Source organism: Streptomyces sp. NPDC055287 (genome assembly GCF_053646035.1).
The window spans coordinates 105,344-121,599 of the sequence record NZ_JBSHNE010000018.1; the positions used below are offsets into that span (position 1 = coordinate 105,344).

General features: G+C 69.8%; 15 protein-coding genes. 1 reads left to right on the top strand and 14 read right to left on the bottom strand.

The window, feature by feature from the left end; translation table 11 throughout:
* Nucleotides 1-211 precede the first annotated feature (211 nt).
* Complete coding sequence (gene katG, locus ACWIHY_RS25680; RefSeq protein ID WP_454378032.1) at nt 212-2,401, top strand: catalase/peroxidase HPI; 2,190 nt, start codon at nt 212-214, stop codon at nt 2,399-2,401.
* A gap of 186 nt (nt 2,402-2,587) precedes the next feature.
* Here the strand turns inward: katG and ACWIHY_RS25685 are convergent, their stop codons facing one another.
* The 14 genes from ACWIHY_RS25685 to ACWIHY_RS25750 all read right to left on the bottom strand — a co-directional run bounded on the left by ACWIHY_RS25685 (nt 2,588) and on the right by ACWIHY_RS25750 (nt 16,243).
* The gene (locus ACWIHY_RS25685; protein WP_454378033.1) at nt 2,588-3,679 is read right to left on the bottom strand and encodes a hypothetical protein; all 1,092 of its coding nucleotides are present in this window, start codon (nt 3,677-3,679) and stop codon (nt 2,588-2,590) included.
* Between the two features lie 50 nt (nt 3,680-3,729).
* Complete coding sequence (locus ACWIHY_RS25690) at nt 3,730-3,996, bottom strand: peptidoglycan-binding domain-containing protein (protein ID WP_454378034.1); 267 nt, start codon at nt 3,994-3,996, stop codon at nt 3,730-3,732.
* A 620-nt stretch (nt 3,997-4,616) separates the two neighbouring features.
* Nucleotides 4,617-5,864, bottom strand: a complete 1,248-nt coding sequence (locus ACWIHY_RS25695; RefSeq protein WP_454378035.1) for a methylaspartate mutase — start codon at nt 5,862-5,864, stop codon at nt 4,617-4,619.
* Nucleotides 5,861-6,319, bottom strand: coding sequence for a cobalamin B12-binding domain-containing protein (locus ACWIHY_RS25700; protein WP_454378036.1), 459 nt, complete (start codon nt 6,317-6,319; stop codon nt 5,861-5,863). The genes ACWIHY_RS25695 and ACWIHY_RS25700 overlap by 4 nt, the downstream gene beginning before the upstream one ends.
* Nucleotides 6,312-7,568, bottom strand: coding sequence for a type III PLP-dependent enzyme (locus ACWIHY_RS25705; protein ID WP_454378037.1), 1,257 nt, complete (start codon nt 7,566-7,568; stop codon nt 6,312-6,314). Before ACWIHY_RS25705 ends, ACWIHY_RS25700 begins: the two co-directional genes overlap by 8 nt.
* Entirely contained in the window at nt 7,565-9,100 is a 1,536-nt protein-coding gene (locus ACWIHY_RS25710; protein WP_454378038.1) for an AMP-binding protein, read from the bottom strand. The genes ACWIHY_RS25705 and ACWIHY_RS25710 overlap by 4 nt, the downstream gene beginning before the upstream one ends.
* 13 nt (nt 9,101-9,113) lie before the next feature.
* Nucleotides 9,114-10,685 (bottom strand): amino acid adenylation domain-containing protein, encoded by a 1,572-nt coding sequence (locus ACWIHY_RS25715; protein WP_454378039.1) that lies wholly within the window; start codon nt 10,683-10,685, stop codon nt 9,114-9,116.
* Nucleotides 10,675-11,649 (bottom strand): hypothetical protein, encoded by a 975-nt coding sequence (locus ACWIHY_RS25720; RefSeq protein ID WP_454378040.1) that lies wholly within the window; start codon nt 11,647-11,649, stop codon nt 10,675-10,677. The genes ACWIHY_RS25715 and ACWIHY_RS25720 overlap by 11 nt, the downstream gene beginning before the upstream one ends.
* Entirely contained in the window at nt 11,642-12,334 is a 693-nt protein-coding gene (locus tag ACWIHY_RS25725; protein ID WP_454378041.1) for a 4'-phosphopantetheinyl transferase family protein, read from the bottom strand. The genes ACWIHY_RS25720 and ACWIHY_RS25725 overlap by 8 nt, the downstream gene beginning before the upstream one ends.
* Nucleotides 12,331-13,413 carry an acyl-CoA dehydrogenase family protein gene (locus ACWIHY_RS25730; protein ID WP_454378042.1) on the bottom strand — a complete coding sequence of 361 codons (1,083 nt, stop codon included), beginning with the start codon at nt 13,411-13,413 and terminating at the stop codon, nt 12,331-12,333. Before ACWIHY_RS25730 ends, ACWIHY_RS25725 begins: the two co-directional genes overlap by 4 nt.
* The gene (locus ACWIHY_RS25735; RefSeq protein ID WP_454378043.1) at nt 13,406-14,584 is read right to left on the bottom strand and encodes an acyl-CoA dehydrogenase family protein; all 1,179 of its coding nucleotides are present in this window, start codon (nt 14,582-14,584) and stop codon (nt 13,406-13,408) included. Before ACWIHY_RS25735 ends, ACWIHY_RS25730 begins: the two co-directional genes overlap by 8 nt.
* Nucleotides 14,581-14,835 carry an acyl carrier protein gene (locus tag ACWIHY_RS25740; RefSeq protein ID WP_454378044.1) on the bottom strand — a complete coding sequence of 85 codons (255 nt, stop codon included), beginning with the start codon at nt 14,833-14,835 and terminating at the stop codon, nt 14,581-14,583. Before ACWIHY_RS25740 ends, ACWIHY_RS25735 begins: the two co-directional genes overlap by 4 nt.
* Before the next feature lie 5 nt (nt 14,836-14,840).
* Nucleotides 14,841-15,968, bottom strand: coding sequence for an acyl carrier protein (locus tag ACWIHY_RS25745; RefSeq protein WP_454378045.1), 1,128 nt, complete (start codon nt 15,966-15,968; stop codon nt 14,841-14,843).
* Nucleotides 15,965-16,243 carry an acyl carrier protein gene (locus ACWIHY_RS25750; RefSeq protein ID WP_454378046.1) on the bottom strand — a complete coding sequence of 93 codons (279 nt, stop codon included), beginning with the start codon at nt 16,241-16,243 and terminating at the stop codon, nt 15,965-15,967. The genes ACWIHY_RS25745 and ACWIHY_RS25750 overlap by 4 nt, the downstream gene beginning before the upstream one ends.
* Nucleotides 16,244-16,256 lie beyond the last annotated feature (13 nt).

Genomic DNA, 16,256 nt, shown 5'->3' on the forward strand with positions numbered 1-16,256 from the left:
CTCGGTCATCGGCGTCGTCCGTGAGGACAGGTTCTCGCCGGCCGCCCGCCCCGCGTTCACTTGCCACGGGTCTGGTCAGGTGTTTTCCGGCCGGCGGGGCGCCATGGCGCGCCACGGGCGCGGGTCGCAGTGCTCGAGTCGGAAAAGCAGACAGCGTCAAGAGCAAGCAGCCAGCAGGTGGAAACACCGAGACAAAGGAAGAAGGACGGACGTGTCCGGCAGCGAAAGCGAGAACCCAGTAATCCCCTCCCCGACCCCCACGCCGACCAGCCCCAGGACGAACCGGGACTGGTGGCCGAATCAGCTGGACCTTCAGGTTCTCCACCAGCACTCACCTCAGTCCAATCCGATGGGTGAGGACTTCGACTACGCGGAAGAGTTCGCGACCCTGGACGTCGACGCGCTGAAGCGGGATGTCTTCGAGGTGATGACGGCGTCCCAGGACTGGTGGCCTGCCGATTACGGCCACTACGGGCCTCTGTTCATCCGTATGAGTTGGCATGCCGCAGGAACGTACCGAATCGCCGACGGCCGGGGCGGTGGCGGCTCCGGCGCTCAGCGCTTTGCCCCCCTCAACAGTTGGCCGGACAATGCGAGCCTCGACAAGGCGCGCCGTTTGCTCTGGCCGGTCAAGCAGAAGTACGGCCGGAAGATCTCATGGGCCGACCTTCTGGTCTTCGCCGGCAACTGCGCCATGGAATCGATGGGGTTCAAGACGTTCGGGTTCGGCTTCGGGCGAGAGGACATCTGGGAGCCGGAGGAAGTCTTCTGGGGGCCCGAGGACACCTGGCTCGGAGATGAGCGCTACAGCGGCGACAGGGAACTTTCCGGTCCTTTCGGCGCAGTGCAGATGGGGCTGATCTACGTCAATCCGGAAGGCCCCGACGGAAACCCGGATCCGATCGCTGCCGCCACGGACATTCGCGAGACGTTCGGGCGCATGGCGATGAACGACGAGGAGACGGTCGCGCTCATCATCGGAGGCCACACGTTCGGCAAGTGCCACGGCGCGGTCGGTCCCGAGTACATCGGTCCGGAACCCGAGGCCTGCCCCATCGAGCAGCAAGCCCTGGGCTGGAAGAACACTTACGGCAGCGGCAAGGGCGCCGACACGCTCACCAGTGGGCTCGAGGGCGCATGGACCACCGAGCCGACGAAGTGGGACAACGGGTACCTGGACAACCTGTTCAAGTACGACTGGGAGCTGACGACGAGCCCGGCCGGTGCGCACCAGTGGACTCCGACGGATCCCTCGGCCCGGGACACGGTGCCCGATGCGCACGACCCGTCGAAGCGGCACGCTCCCATGATGCTGACAACGGACCTCTCGCTGAAGCTGGATCCGATCTACGGGCCGATCTCGAAGAGCTTCCACGAGAACCCGGCCAGGCTCGCGGAAGCGTTCGCCAAGGCGTGGTACAAGCTGTTGCACCGCGACATGGGGCCCCTCTCGCGTTACCTCGGCCCGTGGATCGCTGCGCCCCAGCTGTGGCAGGACCCCGTCCCCGAGGTCGATCACGCACTGGTCGCAGACGCGGAGATCGCCGACCTCAAGGCCCGGATCCTCGCCTCGGGACTGTCCGTCTCCCAACTGGTGATCACCGCCTGGGCGTCGGCGGCAAGCTTCCGTGGCACCGACAAGCGGGGCGGGGCCAACGGGGCACGGATTCGACTCGCGCCCCAGAAGGACTGGGAGGTCAACGCCCTGCCCGAGGTGGCCGAGGTGATGCGGACCCTCGAGCAGATCCGGCAGGACTTCAACGTCGCACAGACCGGCGAAACGTTGGTTTCGCTCGCTGATCTGATCGTCCTCGGCGGGTGCGCGGCCGTCGAGCAGGCAGCGAAGAGCGCCGGGCACGACATCACGGTCCCGTTCGCACCGGGGCGCACGGACGCCTCGCAAGAGCAGACCGACGTGGAGACCTTCGCCGTACTCGAACCCAGGGCAGATGGGTTCCGCAACTACTGCCCGGCGGGGGAGAAGTTGTCGCCGGAGACTCTCCTGCTTGACCGCGCCAACCTGTTGACACTGACCGCACCCGAGATGACGGTTCTGACGGGCGGCATGCGGGCGCTGAACACCGGCTTCGAGCGGTCCCCGCACGGTCTCTTCACCCACCGGCCGGAGACGTTGACCAACGACTTCTTCGTCAACCTGCTGGACTCGGGTACGGAGTGGAAGGCATCGACCTCTGACGAGAACGTGTTCGAAGGTCGGGATCGCGCCACGGGCGAGGTCAAATGGACCGCCACCGCCGTCGACCTCGTTTTCGGCTCGCACTCCCAGCTCCGAGCCGTCTCGGAGGTCTACGCGTCCGGGGACGCGGAAGAGAAGTTCGTGCGTGATTTCGTGGCGGCGTGGGACAAGGTGATGAACCTCGACAGGTTCGACCTCGCCTGAGCCCGATGTCCCGGTCGGTTCCTCATCGGCCGACCGGGACATGTCGTCCGGCCGCGCCAAGGCCTCCGGACTCCCTTCTTCCCCGAAGAGCCGGTGCACGGACGGCCGCCGGCGCCCCCGAGGGGCCCGAATCCGGCCCATTCACGGACCAGCCTCCGCCCGGCCGCACGCCCCGCACGTCGTTCATCAGGCGGCAGGTACGTGGGGGTCACGAACCGGCTTGCCGGGCGCGTTGTTCGGCCCTCCCACCGAGTTCAGGACGGCCTGAGCCTGGGTGTCGACAAATTTGGTGAACAGCTGTTGTGCGTAGCCGAAAATGACGGCCCAGGCAATGATTTGAGCCGATGAGTCGAGGGCTTGAAGACCGGGAACGAACTCACCGCGCATGAGCAGCAGTCCGAGCACGGCGGTCAACGCGCCGGTCGGTAGTTTGAGCAAGGCCAGTGCCACCGGGACGTTGTACGGCGTGGACGTTCCCTTGATCCGCCGAAGGGATGCGGCGGCCGCGACCGCGGCTGCCACGATCCCGATGAACTCGACGACAGGGTAGTCCCAGCGCGAGGCGACCATGCCGTAAAGGTCATCGATATCACCCCCGGATTCCGTGCTCCGGGCGGACATGTCGCTCGCCGTGGGACAGACAACGCCGATCTTCTCGGGCCGGAAGCACAGGGGCACCGTCTCCGGGGCCACGGCACCGAAGACACCTACCAGAACGACGATGATGGAAAGCGCGATGGACATTCCGTAGACAACATGCGTGAAGCTTCGGACCCGGAGGTTCTCCCTGAGATGGGACTGGCGGGCGACGGCCACCGAATCGACGACTACTTCACGCTGTGCACCTTGCAGGGCTGCGCCGCTCCGGATGGACAGAGCGATCTCCTCGACTTGCACTCTCCGTTCGTCGTTGATGGGGAGATGCTCTCGGATGTACGCCACCAGGCCCGGCATCATTGCCGTGACGTCGTCCAACGAGGAGAGTCTCAGCATGAGGTTGTGAGCCACGTCGAAACGCGTCTGCGCGACAGCCAGATGTGCCGCGGGGAGACGCCGGCGGTGATCGTGGTGGAGCGTACTCCTGGCTTCCTCCAGCTCCTTGAACGCCTGTGCGGCCAGCGCCTGCGCCTCCGCCGGAAAGTGTTCCCGCCCTGTCCTGACCCGGAGAAGAGCTTCGAGCTCACTGATGCGCGAACCGAGGCCCTCCCGGAGCTCCCACAAGCCCTTTTCGTGCGTACTGACCCTCCGGCGATCCCGGAACCTCGACCTCTCTGCCATTTGTCCACCATTGCCGGTTTCTGTCCAGACATCCACTACCGGACGAGGCTTCAGCAGACGAACTCCGGACTGTTGGCCCAGAACGTCAGATGGGACCAGGTCTGTGCTCCGCAAAGGCCGTCGACCGTGATCTCCGCGCATCCCTGGAATTTCCGGACCGCCGCGTCGGTGAGCGGACCGAAGTCTCCATCGATGACGAGATTCTCAGTCGCCAGTGAACTGTTCAGGTAGCACTGCGCTTGCTTCACAGCCGCTCCCGACGAGCCACGCTTTATCGTGGGGCGGGCCGTGGTGTGGGTGCAGATGTCGCTGACCATGGCGTACTCCTGTCACGCAGTGTTTTCCTTAGAAGTGCAGGGCGCCTTGAATGTGGCCCGTCCTGCTTGAACTTGGGATGTTCGTACGCGGCGGTCGCGTCAGACGCTCCTCAGGGATGTTGTTCCACGCCTGAAGCTGTTCGACCGTCGTCACCGAACCTTCGGGCCAGTTCAGTAGAGCATGTCGCCCGTCTTGACCGTGTGGTATGTGACCTTCTCATCCATGCTTTTATATTAGGCGCATCCATCTTTGTGTGCATGTGGAGAATCCCGGTGTCTGGAAGGCGTTTTGGCCGCCCACATCGGCGACGCGGCGATCTCATCGCCAGTCATTTTTTCTTTCAAGAATCGATGATTGACCAGATGACACTTGAATCGGCGACCACGATCACAAGAAGACGCGAAATCACAGATCCGGTGCGCAGGGCGCGGCGGCGTGAGGCTCGCATCTGGCGAGCGCTACGAGCTGTTCTCCGGCAGCTGGAGAACGACCGGCGAACGGAAGCCGGACATGCCAGAAGGCCGGCCCAGCATCGAGCCGTGCGACTGCGCTGGGGTGCTACTCGCCGAAGAAGCTCGGCTTCTTCCAGGGCCGTGCCCGTGCCCTGCCGCCGGCCTGCTCAGTGTTCGTCGTACTTGCGGCGTATGTAGGAGAGGTCGTTCAGGAGGCTCGCCGAGGTGGAGCGGGCTGGGGGGTGAGGTGGGGTGGGGAGGGGGAGGGTGCCGGTCGCGGACCAGTGGAGGCGGCCGTCAGGGGCTATGAAACTTCTGGTCCGGCCTTGGTTGTCCGGGTGCAGGCAGTAGGGGATGTCGAGATACCCCTTGCGGAAGGCCAGCAGCAGGGCGCGGCCGAGGTCGGGCGCCAGGTTCAGGACCGCACCGACCAACGTCGCCGCTTCGTCGTACGTCGCGGAGTCGGCGGGTTCGTCCAGGGTCGGAAGTGGAACGCGGGCGGCCGCCCAGGACGCGTACTCGAGGGCGCGTACGTTCTCGTCGATGGTGGGGATGCGCCGGGATTCGGAGGCGGTCTTGACGATCAGACGCTGGGCACCGGCGGCGGTGGCCAGTTCCGCCGCCTCGCCGAGCAGGCGGTAGGCACCGTCGCGTGTCTCGGGGTACACGCCCATATAGGTGTAGACGACGACGTGCCAGTCGGTGACGGGCAACAGCTCGCCGCACAGGCGTCGCAGGGCTGCGATGGCCTCCTGGTCCTGCTCCCGGTTCGTCTGCTGGGCGTAGCTGACGGAGACGCTGCGGATGCCGTGCTGGACGAAGAAGAGAGCTTCCAGCACGCTGATGGCCACGAGTTGGCTGGGCGGGCACAGCTGCCCGAGCATGCAGCCGCCGAACGTCTCCAGATGCGGTTCCGTGCCGGTGTCGCGGAGCTGCGCGAAGAGTTCGCAGCTCACCTCCCAGTTGCGGACCGACTCGGACAGAGGAGTGCGGCCGTACGGCAGGCAGTAGGAGACGGGCCCGCCCTCCGAGGCCCCCAGACCTACGGCGAGCAGGGCGCGGAAGATGTCTACCGGATTCGCCGAGCCGTGCCGTACCTGGACGGGGAAGTCCTCGCCCCGGATGCCGGACAGCACCTTCGCGGTGGTCGCGGCGGAGTGGCTGACCACCGGGTAGCCGTTGAGGTCGATTCCGTCGCGCAGGGCGCTCTCGACGGCTGCCAGGTGTCCTACCCGGGTGTGGGCGTCGACCGTGATGGTGCCGACGGTCCGGGCGGCGACCGCGCGTGTGGCGGCGAGCCCGGTGCGCATGGCGGCCGGGTCGCTGAAGCCCATCCGGGGCTGTACGACGAGCCGGTCACGCGCCGCGCCGGCCTGGACGAACGCCCCGAATTGCACGGCCTGCCGCTCGGTCACCGGGCGCTCGGGACCAGGTGGGGGTCTGCCACGGGCAGCGAGGCGGCGAAGAGGCGAAGGGCGGTCGCCGGGTCGGTGCCCTCCTCGAAGACCTCGTCGAAGCCGGCCGCCCGGAGCTGCTGCGCACGGGCTCCGTCCGATCCCTTCACACCGAGCTTTCCGCCGATCAGCACCGGGGTGGCGGTGAGCCTGCGGTCGGCACGCAGTTTCCCGATGACCCGCAGCCCGTCCTGGTAGCCGTGGCCGTTGACGCTGCTCACCACGACGAACGCGGGGCGGATCTCGGCGCATCGGTCCACCAGCAGGTCGTCGGGGACACAGGGGCCGAGATTCACCACGCGGTAGCCGAGTTCCTCCAGGAGTAACTGAAGGAACACCAGGTTCCAGGTGTGGGAGTCCGACGCCATCGTCGTCACGACGACGGTCTGCCTCACATTGCTCCGCTGGTCAGTCATGGGGCCGTGCCACCTTCCGATAGGTCCGTACGTGCTCGATGCGGGAGACGGAGAGCACCTCGTCGCCCCGGACCACCGCCTCGGCCGGGGCTGGCCTGCCCAGGAACATGAGCAGGCTGGCGGTGGGGCCGTACGCCCCGGTGTTGGGGATGGCGACCAGGTCGCCGGGGCGCAGCCCGGCCGGGACCTCGATCTCCCGGCCGAGGATGTCTCCGGGGGTGCACAGCGGGCCGGCGAGCGACGCGCGCTGCGTCTCGGCTCCGCGGGGCGCGACCCGTACCGACACGGGCAGGATCCGCCCGAGGCCCGACATACCCCCGAACGTATTGATTCCGGCGTCGAGGATGACGAACGTCCGCCCGCGGCCGACCTTGACGTTGCTGACCGAGGCCAGCAGGGTGCCGCAGTCGCCCACCAGATAGCGGCCCGACTCGACGGCCAGCCGGGGGGCACCCTGCCGCCAGTGCGGGAAGCGCACGTCGAGGGCGGCTTCCAGCTCGGAGCGCAGCTTGGGGTAGGCCGCCCGCTCACCGTGCTGTCCGTACGGGGCCGAGAATCCACCGCCGATGTCGAGCAGCCGAAGGGGCAGTCCGAGCTCCTGCTCGATGCGCGCGGCCGTGTCGACGGTGTGCCGGAACTCGCCGATCAGGGCTTCCTCGTCGGCCGCGTTGCTCTGGGAGAACAGGTGCAGGCCGGCCACGGAGGTTCCCGGCACCGAGCGCAGCCGGGGCGCCAGGTCCGCGATCGTCTCGCTGTCGATGCCGAACTGGGTCGGCTTGCCCGTCATTCTGACGCCGCTGGCAGCGCTGGCCGTGGCGCTGTTGATCCGCAGCAGGCAGTCGGCGACGGTGCCCCGGGCCAGCGCGGCCTCGCCGATGTGCTCCAGGTCCGTGAGCGATTCGGCGGAGAACAGCCGTACGCCGCGCTCGATCGCCTCGCGCAGCTCGCCCGCGGTCTTGCCCGGGCCGGTGTAGAGGATGTCCTCGGGGGCGTGCCCGGCTTCCAGGGCGGCGGCCAGTTCCCCGGTGGAGCTGATCTCCGCCCGGCAGCCGCGGCCGTCGTCGCCCTGGCGCAGCGCCCGTACGAGCTCCGCGTGCGGGTTGGCCTTGAGGGCGTAGAAGACGTCGCACTCCTCCGGCAGCCAGCCGAAGAGGTCACGCCGGGCGGTGTCGAGCCGGTCGAGGTCGTAGACGTACAGCGGAGTGCCGTGGGATCGCGCCAGTTCGTCGAGCGGGGCGTGCGGGCTCATTCGGCGGCTCCCTGGAGCAGGGCCGCCAGTTCGCGGCGGGCGTTCTTGCCGTGCAGGGTGAGGGGGAACTCGGCGAGGACGCGGCAGATCGTGGGCACCTTGGGCAGTTCGAGGCGCTTGGTGAGTTCGGCGGTGACCTCGTGGGGTCCGAGGTCGCTCTCGACGAACAGCGCGAGTCCGTGTCCGTCCCCGGGCGGCAGTACGGCCGCGGCCCGGACGCCGGGGATGTCCATGGCCGCGCTCTCGATCTCGACGGTGCTCATGCGAAAGCCCTTGTGCTTGAACATGTCGTCGCGGCGGCCCTCGAAGTAGAGGTGGCCGTCGTCGTCGAGCCATCCGTAGTCGCCGGTGTGCAGCAGCGGCTCGCCGGTGTCCCTGTCGCGGCGGAAGGACCTGGCGGTGTCCTCGGGGTTGCGCCAGTAGCCGGACATCACGTGGGGGCCCGCGGCGACGATCTCCCCGACCTCTCCGGTGGGCACGGGGGCGCCGTCCGTGTCCAGGATCAGCACCCGGGTGCCGGGCAGCGGCAGACCGACGGAGTTGGGGCGCTCCTGGTGCTCATCGGGGGGCATCACCGTGATGCGCTTGGCCTCGGTCTGGCCGTACTGCCGTACCACGCGCGTGCCGGGGAAATGCTTGCGCAGGGCGTCGATGGTGGTCTGGGGCAGGGCGGCGCCGGTGTTGGTGAACATCCGTACCGGAGGCACGGGTTTGGTGTCCCGGCCGGCCAGCCGGGTGATCATCGTGGCGAGTGACGGGACGATCGGGACGACGGTCACTGCGGTCTCGCGCATGCGCTGGAGGAGGACGAAGTCGGATTCGCCGTCGGCCAGGACGATCTCGCAGCGCGCGACACAGGTCATGAGCACCTTGTAGAGACCGTAGTCCCAGGACATCGGGAAGCGGCAGAAGACGACGTCGTCCGGCCGGTAGCCGAGCGCCTCGGTCAATGCCCGGGAAGCGAAGGTCACCTGCGCGTGCGGGCACATCACGGCCTTCGGGGCCGCGGTGCTTCCGGATGTGTAGATCAGTACGGCCAAATCCTCTGCGCGGACGGGATCCGGCTCCGGCTCCGGCTCCGGCCCTGCATGTGGTGGGCCGGGGTGTTCGTACACCTGGCTCACCTTGGGCCACACCTCGGCCAGGTCGTGTACGGGAACAGGGCTGATCCCCCGCAGCACCGCGGCCCCCGCGGCGTCGCTGATCACGAGGGCGGGTTCAGCGTTGCCGATGACCGACTTGAGGTGGAACTCCTTCATGGCCGGGTTCAGCGGTATGAAGACGGCGCCGGTCCGTGAGGTGCCGTAGAACATGGCGGCAAGTTCCCGGCTGGTCGGCAGCTGGAACACGACGCGGTCCCCGCGGCCGATGCCCTGGGCGCGCAGCCAGTCGGCGAATCCCCGGCCGGCCGCATCCAGTTCGCGGTAGGTCCAGCTGCCGGTGGCGTCTCGAACCGCCGCGGCTTCGGGTGCCTCGGCGGCGGCTGCGTCCAGCAGGGCGTGGATGGTGTGGCTTGTGGCCTGGCTGTTCAAGCGTGTTCCCCGTTCACCTTGCGTTGGTGGTGGTCGTGGCGAGCGTGTCCCGCAGAGCGCGGCGGTCGACCTTCCCGTTGGCGTTCAGCGGCAGGTCCGCCAGGACGGTCAGCGTGCTGGGAACCATGTACTCCGGAAGGCGGGCGCGCAGTGCCGTGAGTACGTCCGCCGAGTCGATGCCCTCCCCCGTGCAGGCGGCGGCCAGCCGCGTGTCGCCGCCGGGACCGGGAAGGGTCAGCACGATCGCGTCGCCGACCCGGGGATGGGCGCGCAGTTCGCTCTCCACCTCGCCGAGTTCCAGGCGGTAGCCGCGCACCTTGACCTGGTGGTCGAGCCGCCCCAGGTGGATGAGGCCGTCCTCGCCGTGACGGACCCGGTCCCCCGTGCGGTACCAGAGCCGGGCGTCCGGCTGTCCTGAGGAGTCGGAGAAGTCGGCCCGGGCGTCCCCGGTCTCGTACCGGAGGAAGCGTCCGGCGTTGTCGGCGGGGTCGAGGTAGCCCGGGAAGCGCTGGACGCCCCGTACACACAGCTCGCCCTCGTCGGCGGGACGGCCCTCGGCGTCGACGACGAGCTGCTCCAGGCCGGGGCAGAGCTCGCCGATCGGTACGGTGGCGCTCGTCGGGGGTTGCCGGGCCGGGTCGTCCGGCAGCCGGTACTGGGTGCAGCTCAGGGTGAGTTCGGTCGGCCCGTACAGGTTCTCCAGCACGCTGCCCGGGGCGGCGGCCTGCCAGGCCGTGGCCTGAGTCATGGTCAGCGGCTCCCCGCAGAACAGGCTCCAGCGCAGCGTGGGCATGCTGCCAGGGGCAAGCCCGCGCAGCCGCCGGGCGAGCGAGATCACGGAGGGGACGGAGAACCAGTGGGTGATGCGTTCACGGGCCACGAACCGGGTGGGGGCCATGAGATCGGCCCGGCCGGGCACGACGAGTGTCGCCCCGGCGCCCCATGCCGCGAACAGGTCGAAGACCGAGAGGTCGAAGGTGAGGTCGAAGGTCTGGGAGAGCCGGTCACCGACGCCGATGCCGTAACGGCCGATCACATGCTCCAGATAGGCCGCGATGCTGCGGTGCTGGACCGGCACGCCCTTCGGGGTGCCGGTCGATCCGGAGGTGAACAGGATGTAGCAGATGTCCTCCGGGCCGGGGCCGGCCACCGGCGCAACGCCCGTGCCCGGAACGCCGGCCGCGAGGTCCCCGGTCAGGGCGGCGTCGTCGACCGCCAGCACCGGGACCGGCAGGGCGGCGTCGGCGTGCCGCGGCTCCGCCAGTACGCAGTCCAGCCGGGCGGCCGTCGCCACGGCGGCGGTGCGGGGCAGGGGGAAGTCCGGGTGGAGCGGCACCACGGTGGCACCCAGCCGCTGCACGGCGAGGTATCCGGCGTACGCGGTCAGGGTACGCAGGGCGAGCAGGCCCACCCGGCGGGGCGTCCGGCCGCCCGCGGCGGCCACCAGCTCGGCGGCCAGCCGCCCCGACAGCGCGTCGAGTTCGGCGTACGTATGGATGGTGCCGTCGACCTCGAGCGCCACGGCGTCGGGGTACCGGCGGGCCGAAGCGGCGAACCATCCGTACAGTCCCCCCTCAGGCCTCATGGTCCGATCCCCTTTCCCGCTCCCCTACGTGTTCCTGCTCCGGTCCGCCCGGGGCGTCCGGGCCCTCCAGGCGTTCCACCGTGGTGAGCACCTGGGCGAACGCCTTCTCGACGGCTCCCGCGCGGAACCGGCCGCGCTCCGCCGAGGCGATACCGAAGCGCACGGCCTGCGGCAGCGCTCCCCAGGCGGCCGATGCCTCGGCCGCACCGGGAACGGACGCCAGCCGGAAGCGCTGGTGCCGGGCGGCGGTCCAGATGTCGTCGGCATAGCGCGCCAGCTCGCCGGGGTCGGCGCACAACCGGTCCGCGACACAGCGCAGCGCGGGCACCAGGCCGTGCACCCAGGTTCCCTCGGGGGCGGCGGACCGTGCGGCTTCGGCGAATTCGAGCCAGCGGTACCCGGTGTACGGCGTCAGGGCGACGGCCTCCCCCAGGGCGTGGCGATCGCGGCTGACGGCCTGCGGCGTCGCACGGCTCAGCGGGGTCAGGACGCTCCGCAGCTCCTGTTCGTCGAGGATCCCCGCGTACGCCGTCTGGTTTCCGTGCGGGGTGAGGGCCTCGAAGTCGTCGGTTACGGACCACTTTCCTTCGGCGTGCCGCCGGACCACTACCCAATGCGGTGTCTCGGTCGCCTCGTACATGGGCGACCAGGACAGGTACCGGGTGTTGCCGACCGCGAGCAGGCTGCCGTGGCGCGCCAGTTCGGCGTCGAACGCGGTGAGCGCCGCGTCCCAGTCGTCGGCGCCCCGGTAGGCGAGTCCGCGTCCCCGGTCGTCGGTGTCCACGCGCGTGTGGTGCGAGAACGCCAGCCCTCCGTCGGGGCTGTCGGTGCGCACCGACAGCCGGACGGACGCCGCGAGTCTGTCCCTGATGCCCGGTGCCCGGGGTTCGAGGTAGGCCACCAGACTCGCGGTGTAGCAGCTCAGCTCCGCCGGGGCGCGCGTCGCTGCGGGGGGCTCACTCACACTGGTCTCCTGGTGGTGTCGGTCGTGAATCCGGTCCGGAAGGCACCGTGAAGGCGCAGCTCAGCGGGATCGGCGACTGGTCGCGCAGGGTCACCCACCGGTAGGGGCCCCATGCGCCGTGCCGGGTGTACGGGATGACGTCGGCGGACCACACGCCGCCGGCGAGACCCGTTCCGGCGGCCTTGACGCAGGCTTCCCGTACGGTCCACATCCAGGCGAACTCCGTGGCCCGCGGTGCCATGGGCAGCCGGGCCACCTGCTCGGCATGGTCCTTGGCGCAGCGCCGCAGCAGCGCGTCATGCACGGTCGCCGACGGGTGCTGGACGTCCACGCCGACGGCGTGGTCGAGCCCGGCGCAGGCGGCCACGGCGTCGCCGTCATGGCTGACGCTGATGCCGATGCGGGGCCGGCCGGCGAGTCGCGGCCTGCCGTGCGGCGTGTACTCCACGGGGGCGTACCGGGCTTCGGGAAAGCGGGCCGCCAGGAGCCGGCGCAGCGCCCGTCTCCCGGCCAGGTGCTCCCTCGACCGCCAGGCGGGCATCCCCCGGGCCCCCGCCAGATCCTGCGGCGTGAGGCCGGTGCGGTCTCCGTCGGAGGCCTCGCCGATGTCCAGGGTTACCCAGATGCCGGGGGCGGCCTCGGTGTCCAGGCGGGTTACGTCCTGGAGGGCGTTCGGGGCGTTCATGGCGTCAGCCCGGCCAGGACGTGGTCGAGCCGCTCGGCCGTCGTGTCGAGGACCACTTCGGTGGCGCCGCCGCCGATGCCGAACACCGCCGCCTCGGCGCGCAGTTGCTGAATCCCGCGCCGGCCGAACCCGTCAGCTCCCTGTAACTGTCCGCATTCGGTCAGCACGCGTTCCACGGTGGTGCCCGACAGTGCCTTGAGCACGGCGGCGGCGGTGCCGTCCCGGTCGGCGGCGATCCGGTCGCGGGACTGCATCCACAGCGCGTGCAGGGCACTGACCTGCACGGCGCTGGCCGCGAGCCGCTGCCGTACGGACGGTGACTGCCGCAGCGGTACGCCGTCGAGCAGCCTGTCGTCGAGCCGCCGTGCCGTGTCGGCGACGACCCGGCGGCACAGCTCGATGGCCCACGCCGCAGAGGCGAGCCGCTCCACGGCCAGGTGTCGGGCGAAGAGTGCGAGTCCCCGGCCGGGGCGGCCGAGGAGGTACTCGCGGGGCAGAGTGACCGAGGAGAGCTCGATGTCACCGGCGCCGGAGCCCTGGAAGAGGTCGGTGTCCGCCGGACGCACGGTGACACCCGGCGCGTCGAGCGGGACCAGGACCCAGGTGAAGTTGGTGAAGTGCCGGCCAGGGCGGTGCCGGGTGAGCACCAGGGCGTGGCCGGCGGTCAGGGCGGAAGTGACCCAGAGCTTCGTGCCGTTGACGACGAGGGCGCCGTGCTGCTCACCGATCTCCACGGTGGTGCCGAGCGCGGCGAGGTCGGAGCCGGCGGCCGCCTCGTCGGTGGCGGCGAGCGCGAGGAGCTCCGCACCGTCCAGGGCGGCGCGCAGGGTCCGCCGGGTGACCGGGGTGGCCGCCGCGTCGGCGAGGAGCGGTACGGCCGTGGCCAGTTGGACCAGCAGCGCGAGGACGGTGCCTTGCGGGCCGCGCCCGTCGGCCTCGGCTAGCAGCCGCCGCAGGAGCAACGGATCGAGACTGCCGGTGGGTTCCTTCCCGTACAGCTCGGTGAGCGTGCCCGAGGCGGCGAGGGCCGAAAGGATCTCCCGTACGCCGTCACGCGGCCCGGTCGGCAGATCAGGCAAGATTCACCCCCGGGTCGAGCAGGGCGAGCCGGCCGTCGGCGAGGTGCAGCCGGTCGTTGCTGTAGTTGAGCGCCGCCGACCGCAGATCACGCAGGGCCCGTTCGAGGCCGGTGGGCGAGCCCTTGAGGTAGCCGTGGCGCAGACCGACCGCGTCGACCAGGTCTTCGATGGTCCGGTGGCATTCCTCGGAGGCGGTGATCTTCAGGGCGTTGACCAGGAGCTGGTACTTGGGCCGCGACAGGTCGTCGCCCTCGTCGGCCGCGCGGGACAGCGTGGCGGCGGTGTGCCGAAGCAGCGCGTGCACGGTGTCCAGACGCTGCCTGGCCCGGGAAAGCCTGGTCAGCAGCAGCTCGGAGTCGAGATTGGCGCTCTTGCGGCCTGCGGGGCTGCGCAGCATGTGCAGAACCCGGGACAGGGCTCCTCCCGCGGTGCCCAGCCAGCTCGCGGACCAGCCGAGGTGGGCCAGCGGACCGAAGGTGTCCAGCACGATCTTGCGGAACTGGCCGTGCTCGCCGACGACCTGGTGTTCCGGCACCTGGCCGCTGAGTCGCAGAGCGACGCTGTGGCTGGCCCGCATGCCGAGCGGGTCCCAGTCACCGGAGACGGCGATGTCGAGCTGGTCGCGGTGTGCGTAGACGAGGGAGACCTCGTGCGGGGAGCGGGCGGTGGGGCTGAGCATGGTGATCAGGAAGCCGTCCGCGTGGGCACCGCCGGTCACGATGGGCGCGAAGCGGTCGATGACCAGCCGTCCCGGTTCGGCGGTGAGCTCTGACGTCGACGTCAGCAGGTGGCCGCCCTTGCCCGCCTCGGTGGTCACGGAGGCGAGGTAGAGGCGCCCCGCGGCGATCTGTGGCAGCAGTTCTCCCGCGAGCCGGGGGCTCGCATGGCGGACGACGCCCGCTACTTGCTGGCAGTGCATCGTGAAAATCATGGCCACCGACATGTCGACCCTGCCGAGAGCGATGCCCGCGTCCAGGACCTCGTCCACGCCACCGCCCATTCCGCCGTGGGCGGCGGGCACCATGAGACCGAGCAGCCCGGTGCCGCGCAGCTCGTCGAGTACGGCGCCCGGGAACGCCGCGGCCTCGTCACAGGGCCCGGCCTCCTTCTCCGCGACCTCGCACACGCGGCCGAGAGCCTCGGACAGTGCCTGGCTGTCGAAGCCGCTCATATCGAGTCCGCCGCGTCGGCGGGCATCGCGCCGACGGCCGCGTTCCACAGACTGCCCGCCGTGGCGAAGGTCTGCTCGGTGAGGGCTTCGTCCGGCAACTGCACTCCGAAGGTGTCCTCCAGGGTGAACATCAGCTCGATGGCCTGCATGGAATCAAGGCCCAGCTCCCGAAGCGGTGTTTCGGCGGTGATGTCCTGGTCGCCGAGAAAAGGCAGGAACGGCTTGAGCATCTCGGTAAAGCGCGCGTCCACGAGGATCAATTCCCTTTCAACGTAACGTTGTTCTGTTCACCTACGAGTGCGCGCTTCACCAGCGCGGACAGGTCGTCGATGCGCTGGAGGTTCTCGGGCACCAGCTCGGCCGCCTCGAACTCCACGGCGAATCGATCTTCGAGAAGCTCCACTATCTCGACCATGCGCAGGGAGTTGAATTCCGGATGCGCCGTCAGTTCACTTGCGGCGAGAGCTGTTTCAGGGATCCCGAGGACCGAGGCCACGGTCTCCCGCACGGCGCCGCGGACCCCGAAGGCCGCGGCGTCGCCGCGCAGCGCCTCGGCCGCCCGCTCCAGCAGACCGGAGGGCTCGGCCCGGCCGCGGTCCACCCGGCGGAACGTCAGATAAGCGTGCTCGACGAGACTGTCCCACCGGCCGAGGTGCAGCCGCAGCGTCTCGCCGGGCGGCGCCCCGCAGACCTCGGCGGCGTACTGGGCGTGCAACCGTCTGGAGCGGGCGAGCAGCCAGGTCTCCAGGGTGAACGCCTCCAGCGCCGCCCGCCGGTCCGGGTGCTCGGCGTAGCCGCGCAGGTAGTCCGCCGACGTGACCGGGCCGGGTGCGTAGACGGGTTCGGGCGGCGGACCGAGTGGCTGGGGGGCGAACCGCACGGTCTCGGCTCCTTCGGGGAGCGCGTCGATCAGCGCGGCGAAGCCGTCCCGGGAGTACGTACGCCGCAGCGGGCGGGCGCGGCCCCACTGGGTGTCGTTGTGGTACGCGTCGCTGACGGTGATGCCGCCGTCGTCGTCCGGCTCTGCCAGGAAGCTGTGCTCCACGTGCTTGGTCCCGTGGTAGGGCACCCACGGCAGGCCGTAGGCGTCGGCGATCACGTACACCGGGGCGTCGACGGCCACCGGCCCGGATCCGGGCGCGTGCCGACGGCGGTCCGTCACGGCGAGGCCGAGCAGGTGCGCCGCGTCGGCCACATGCTGATCGAGCGCGGGCTCCACGGTGAGCAGACCGGTGAGGGGCCCGTCGGGCGCCGGGCGCGGCGCGAAGCGGAGCACGGCGCCGAGGCGCAGGTGGGTGGCCGCACCGTGGTGCCGGTCGGCGAGCAGGCCGAGGTTGGCCTGCAGGCAGTCCAGCCGGTCCGCGTGTACGGGGAAGTCGTTCACCGGGACCCGGCCCCCTCGGCGCCGTCGGCCGCCAGGACGATGAGGTCGTGCACGGTCCTGTACTCGCGGCCGGCGAAGAGGTCGTCCGGTAGGCCGGTGCTGAGCTCGTCCTCCAGCCGCGTGAGGATGCCGAGCAGGGCCATGGACGAGATCTTCAGCAGCTCGCCGCCCAGCGGTTCGTCGTCGGCCAGGTCGGACGGCCGCAGGGAGAGCCCGCGTTCGGCGATGACGACGCGCTTGACTTCCCCGGCGATGCTGTCCCGGTCGGGATTCACTTCTCGATCGACC

Coding starts and splice junctions, on each gene's coding strand:
- ACWIHY_RS25685 (WP_454378033.1), bottom strand. CDS start 3,679: ATGGCAGAGAGGTCGAGGTTCCGGGATCGCCGGAGGGTCAGTACGCAC.
- ACWIHY_RS25690 (WP_454378034.1), bottom strand. CDS start 3,996: ATGGTCAGCGACATCTGCACCCACACCACGGCCCGCCCCACGATAAAG.
- ACWIHY_RS25700 (WP_454378036.1), bottom strand. CDS start 6,319: ATGACTGACCAGCGGAGCAATGTGAGGCAGACCGTCGTCGTGACGACG.
- ACWIHY_RS25705 (WP_454378037.1), bottom strand. CDS start 7,568: ATGAGCCCGCACGCCCCGCTCGACGAACTGGCGCGATCCCACGGCACT.
- ACWIHY_RS25715 (WP_454378039.1), bottom strand. CDS start 10,685: ATGAGGCCTGAGGGGGGACTGTACGGATGGTTCGCCGCTTCGGCCCGC.
- ACWIHY_RS25725 (WP_454378041.1), bottom strand. CDS start 12,334: ATGAACGCCCCGAACGCCCTCCAGGACGTAACCCGCCTGGACACCGAG.
- ACWIHY_RS25735 (WP_454378043.1), bottom strand. CDS start 14,584: ATGAGCGGCTTCGACAGCCAGGCACTGTCCGAGGCTCTCGGCCGCGTG.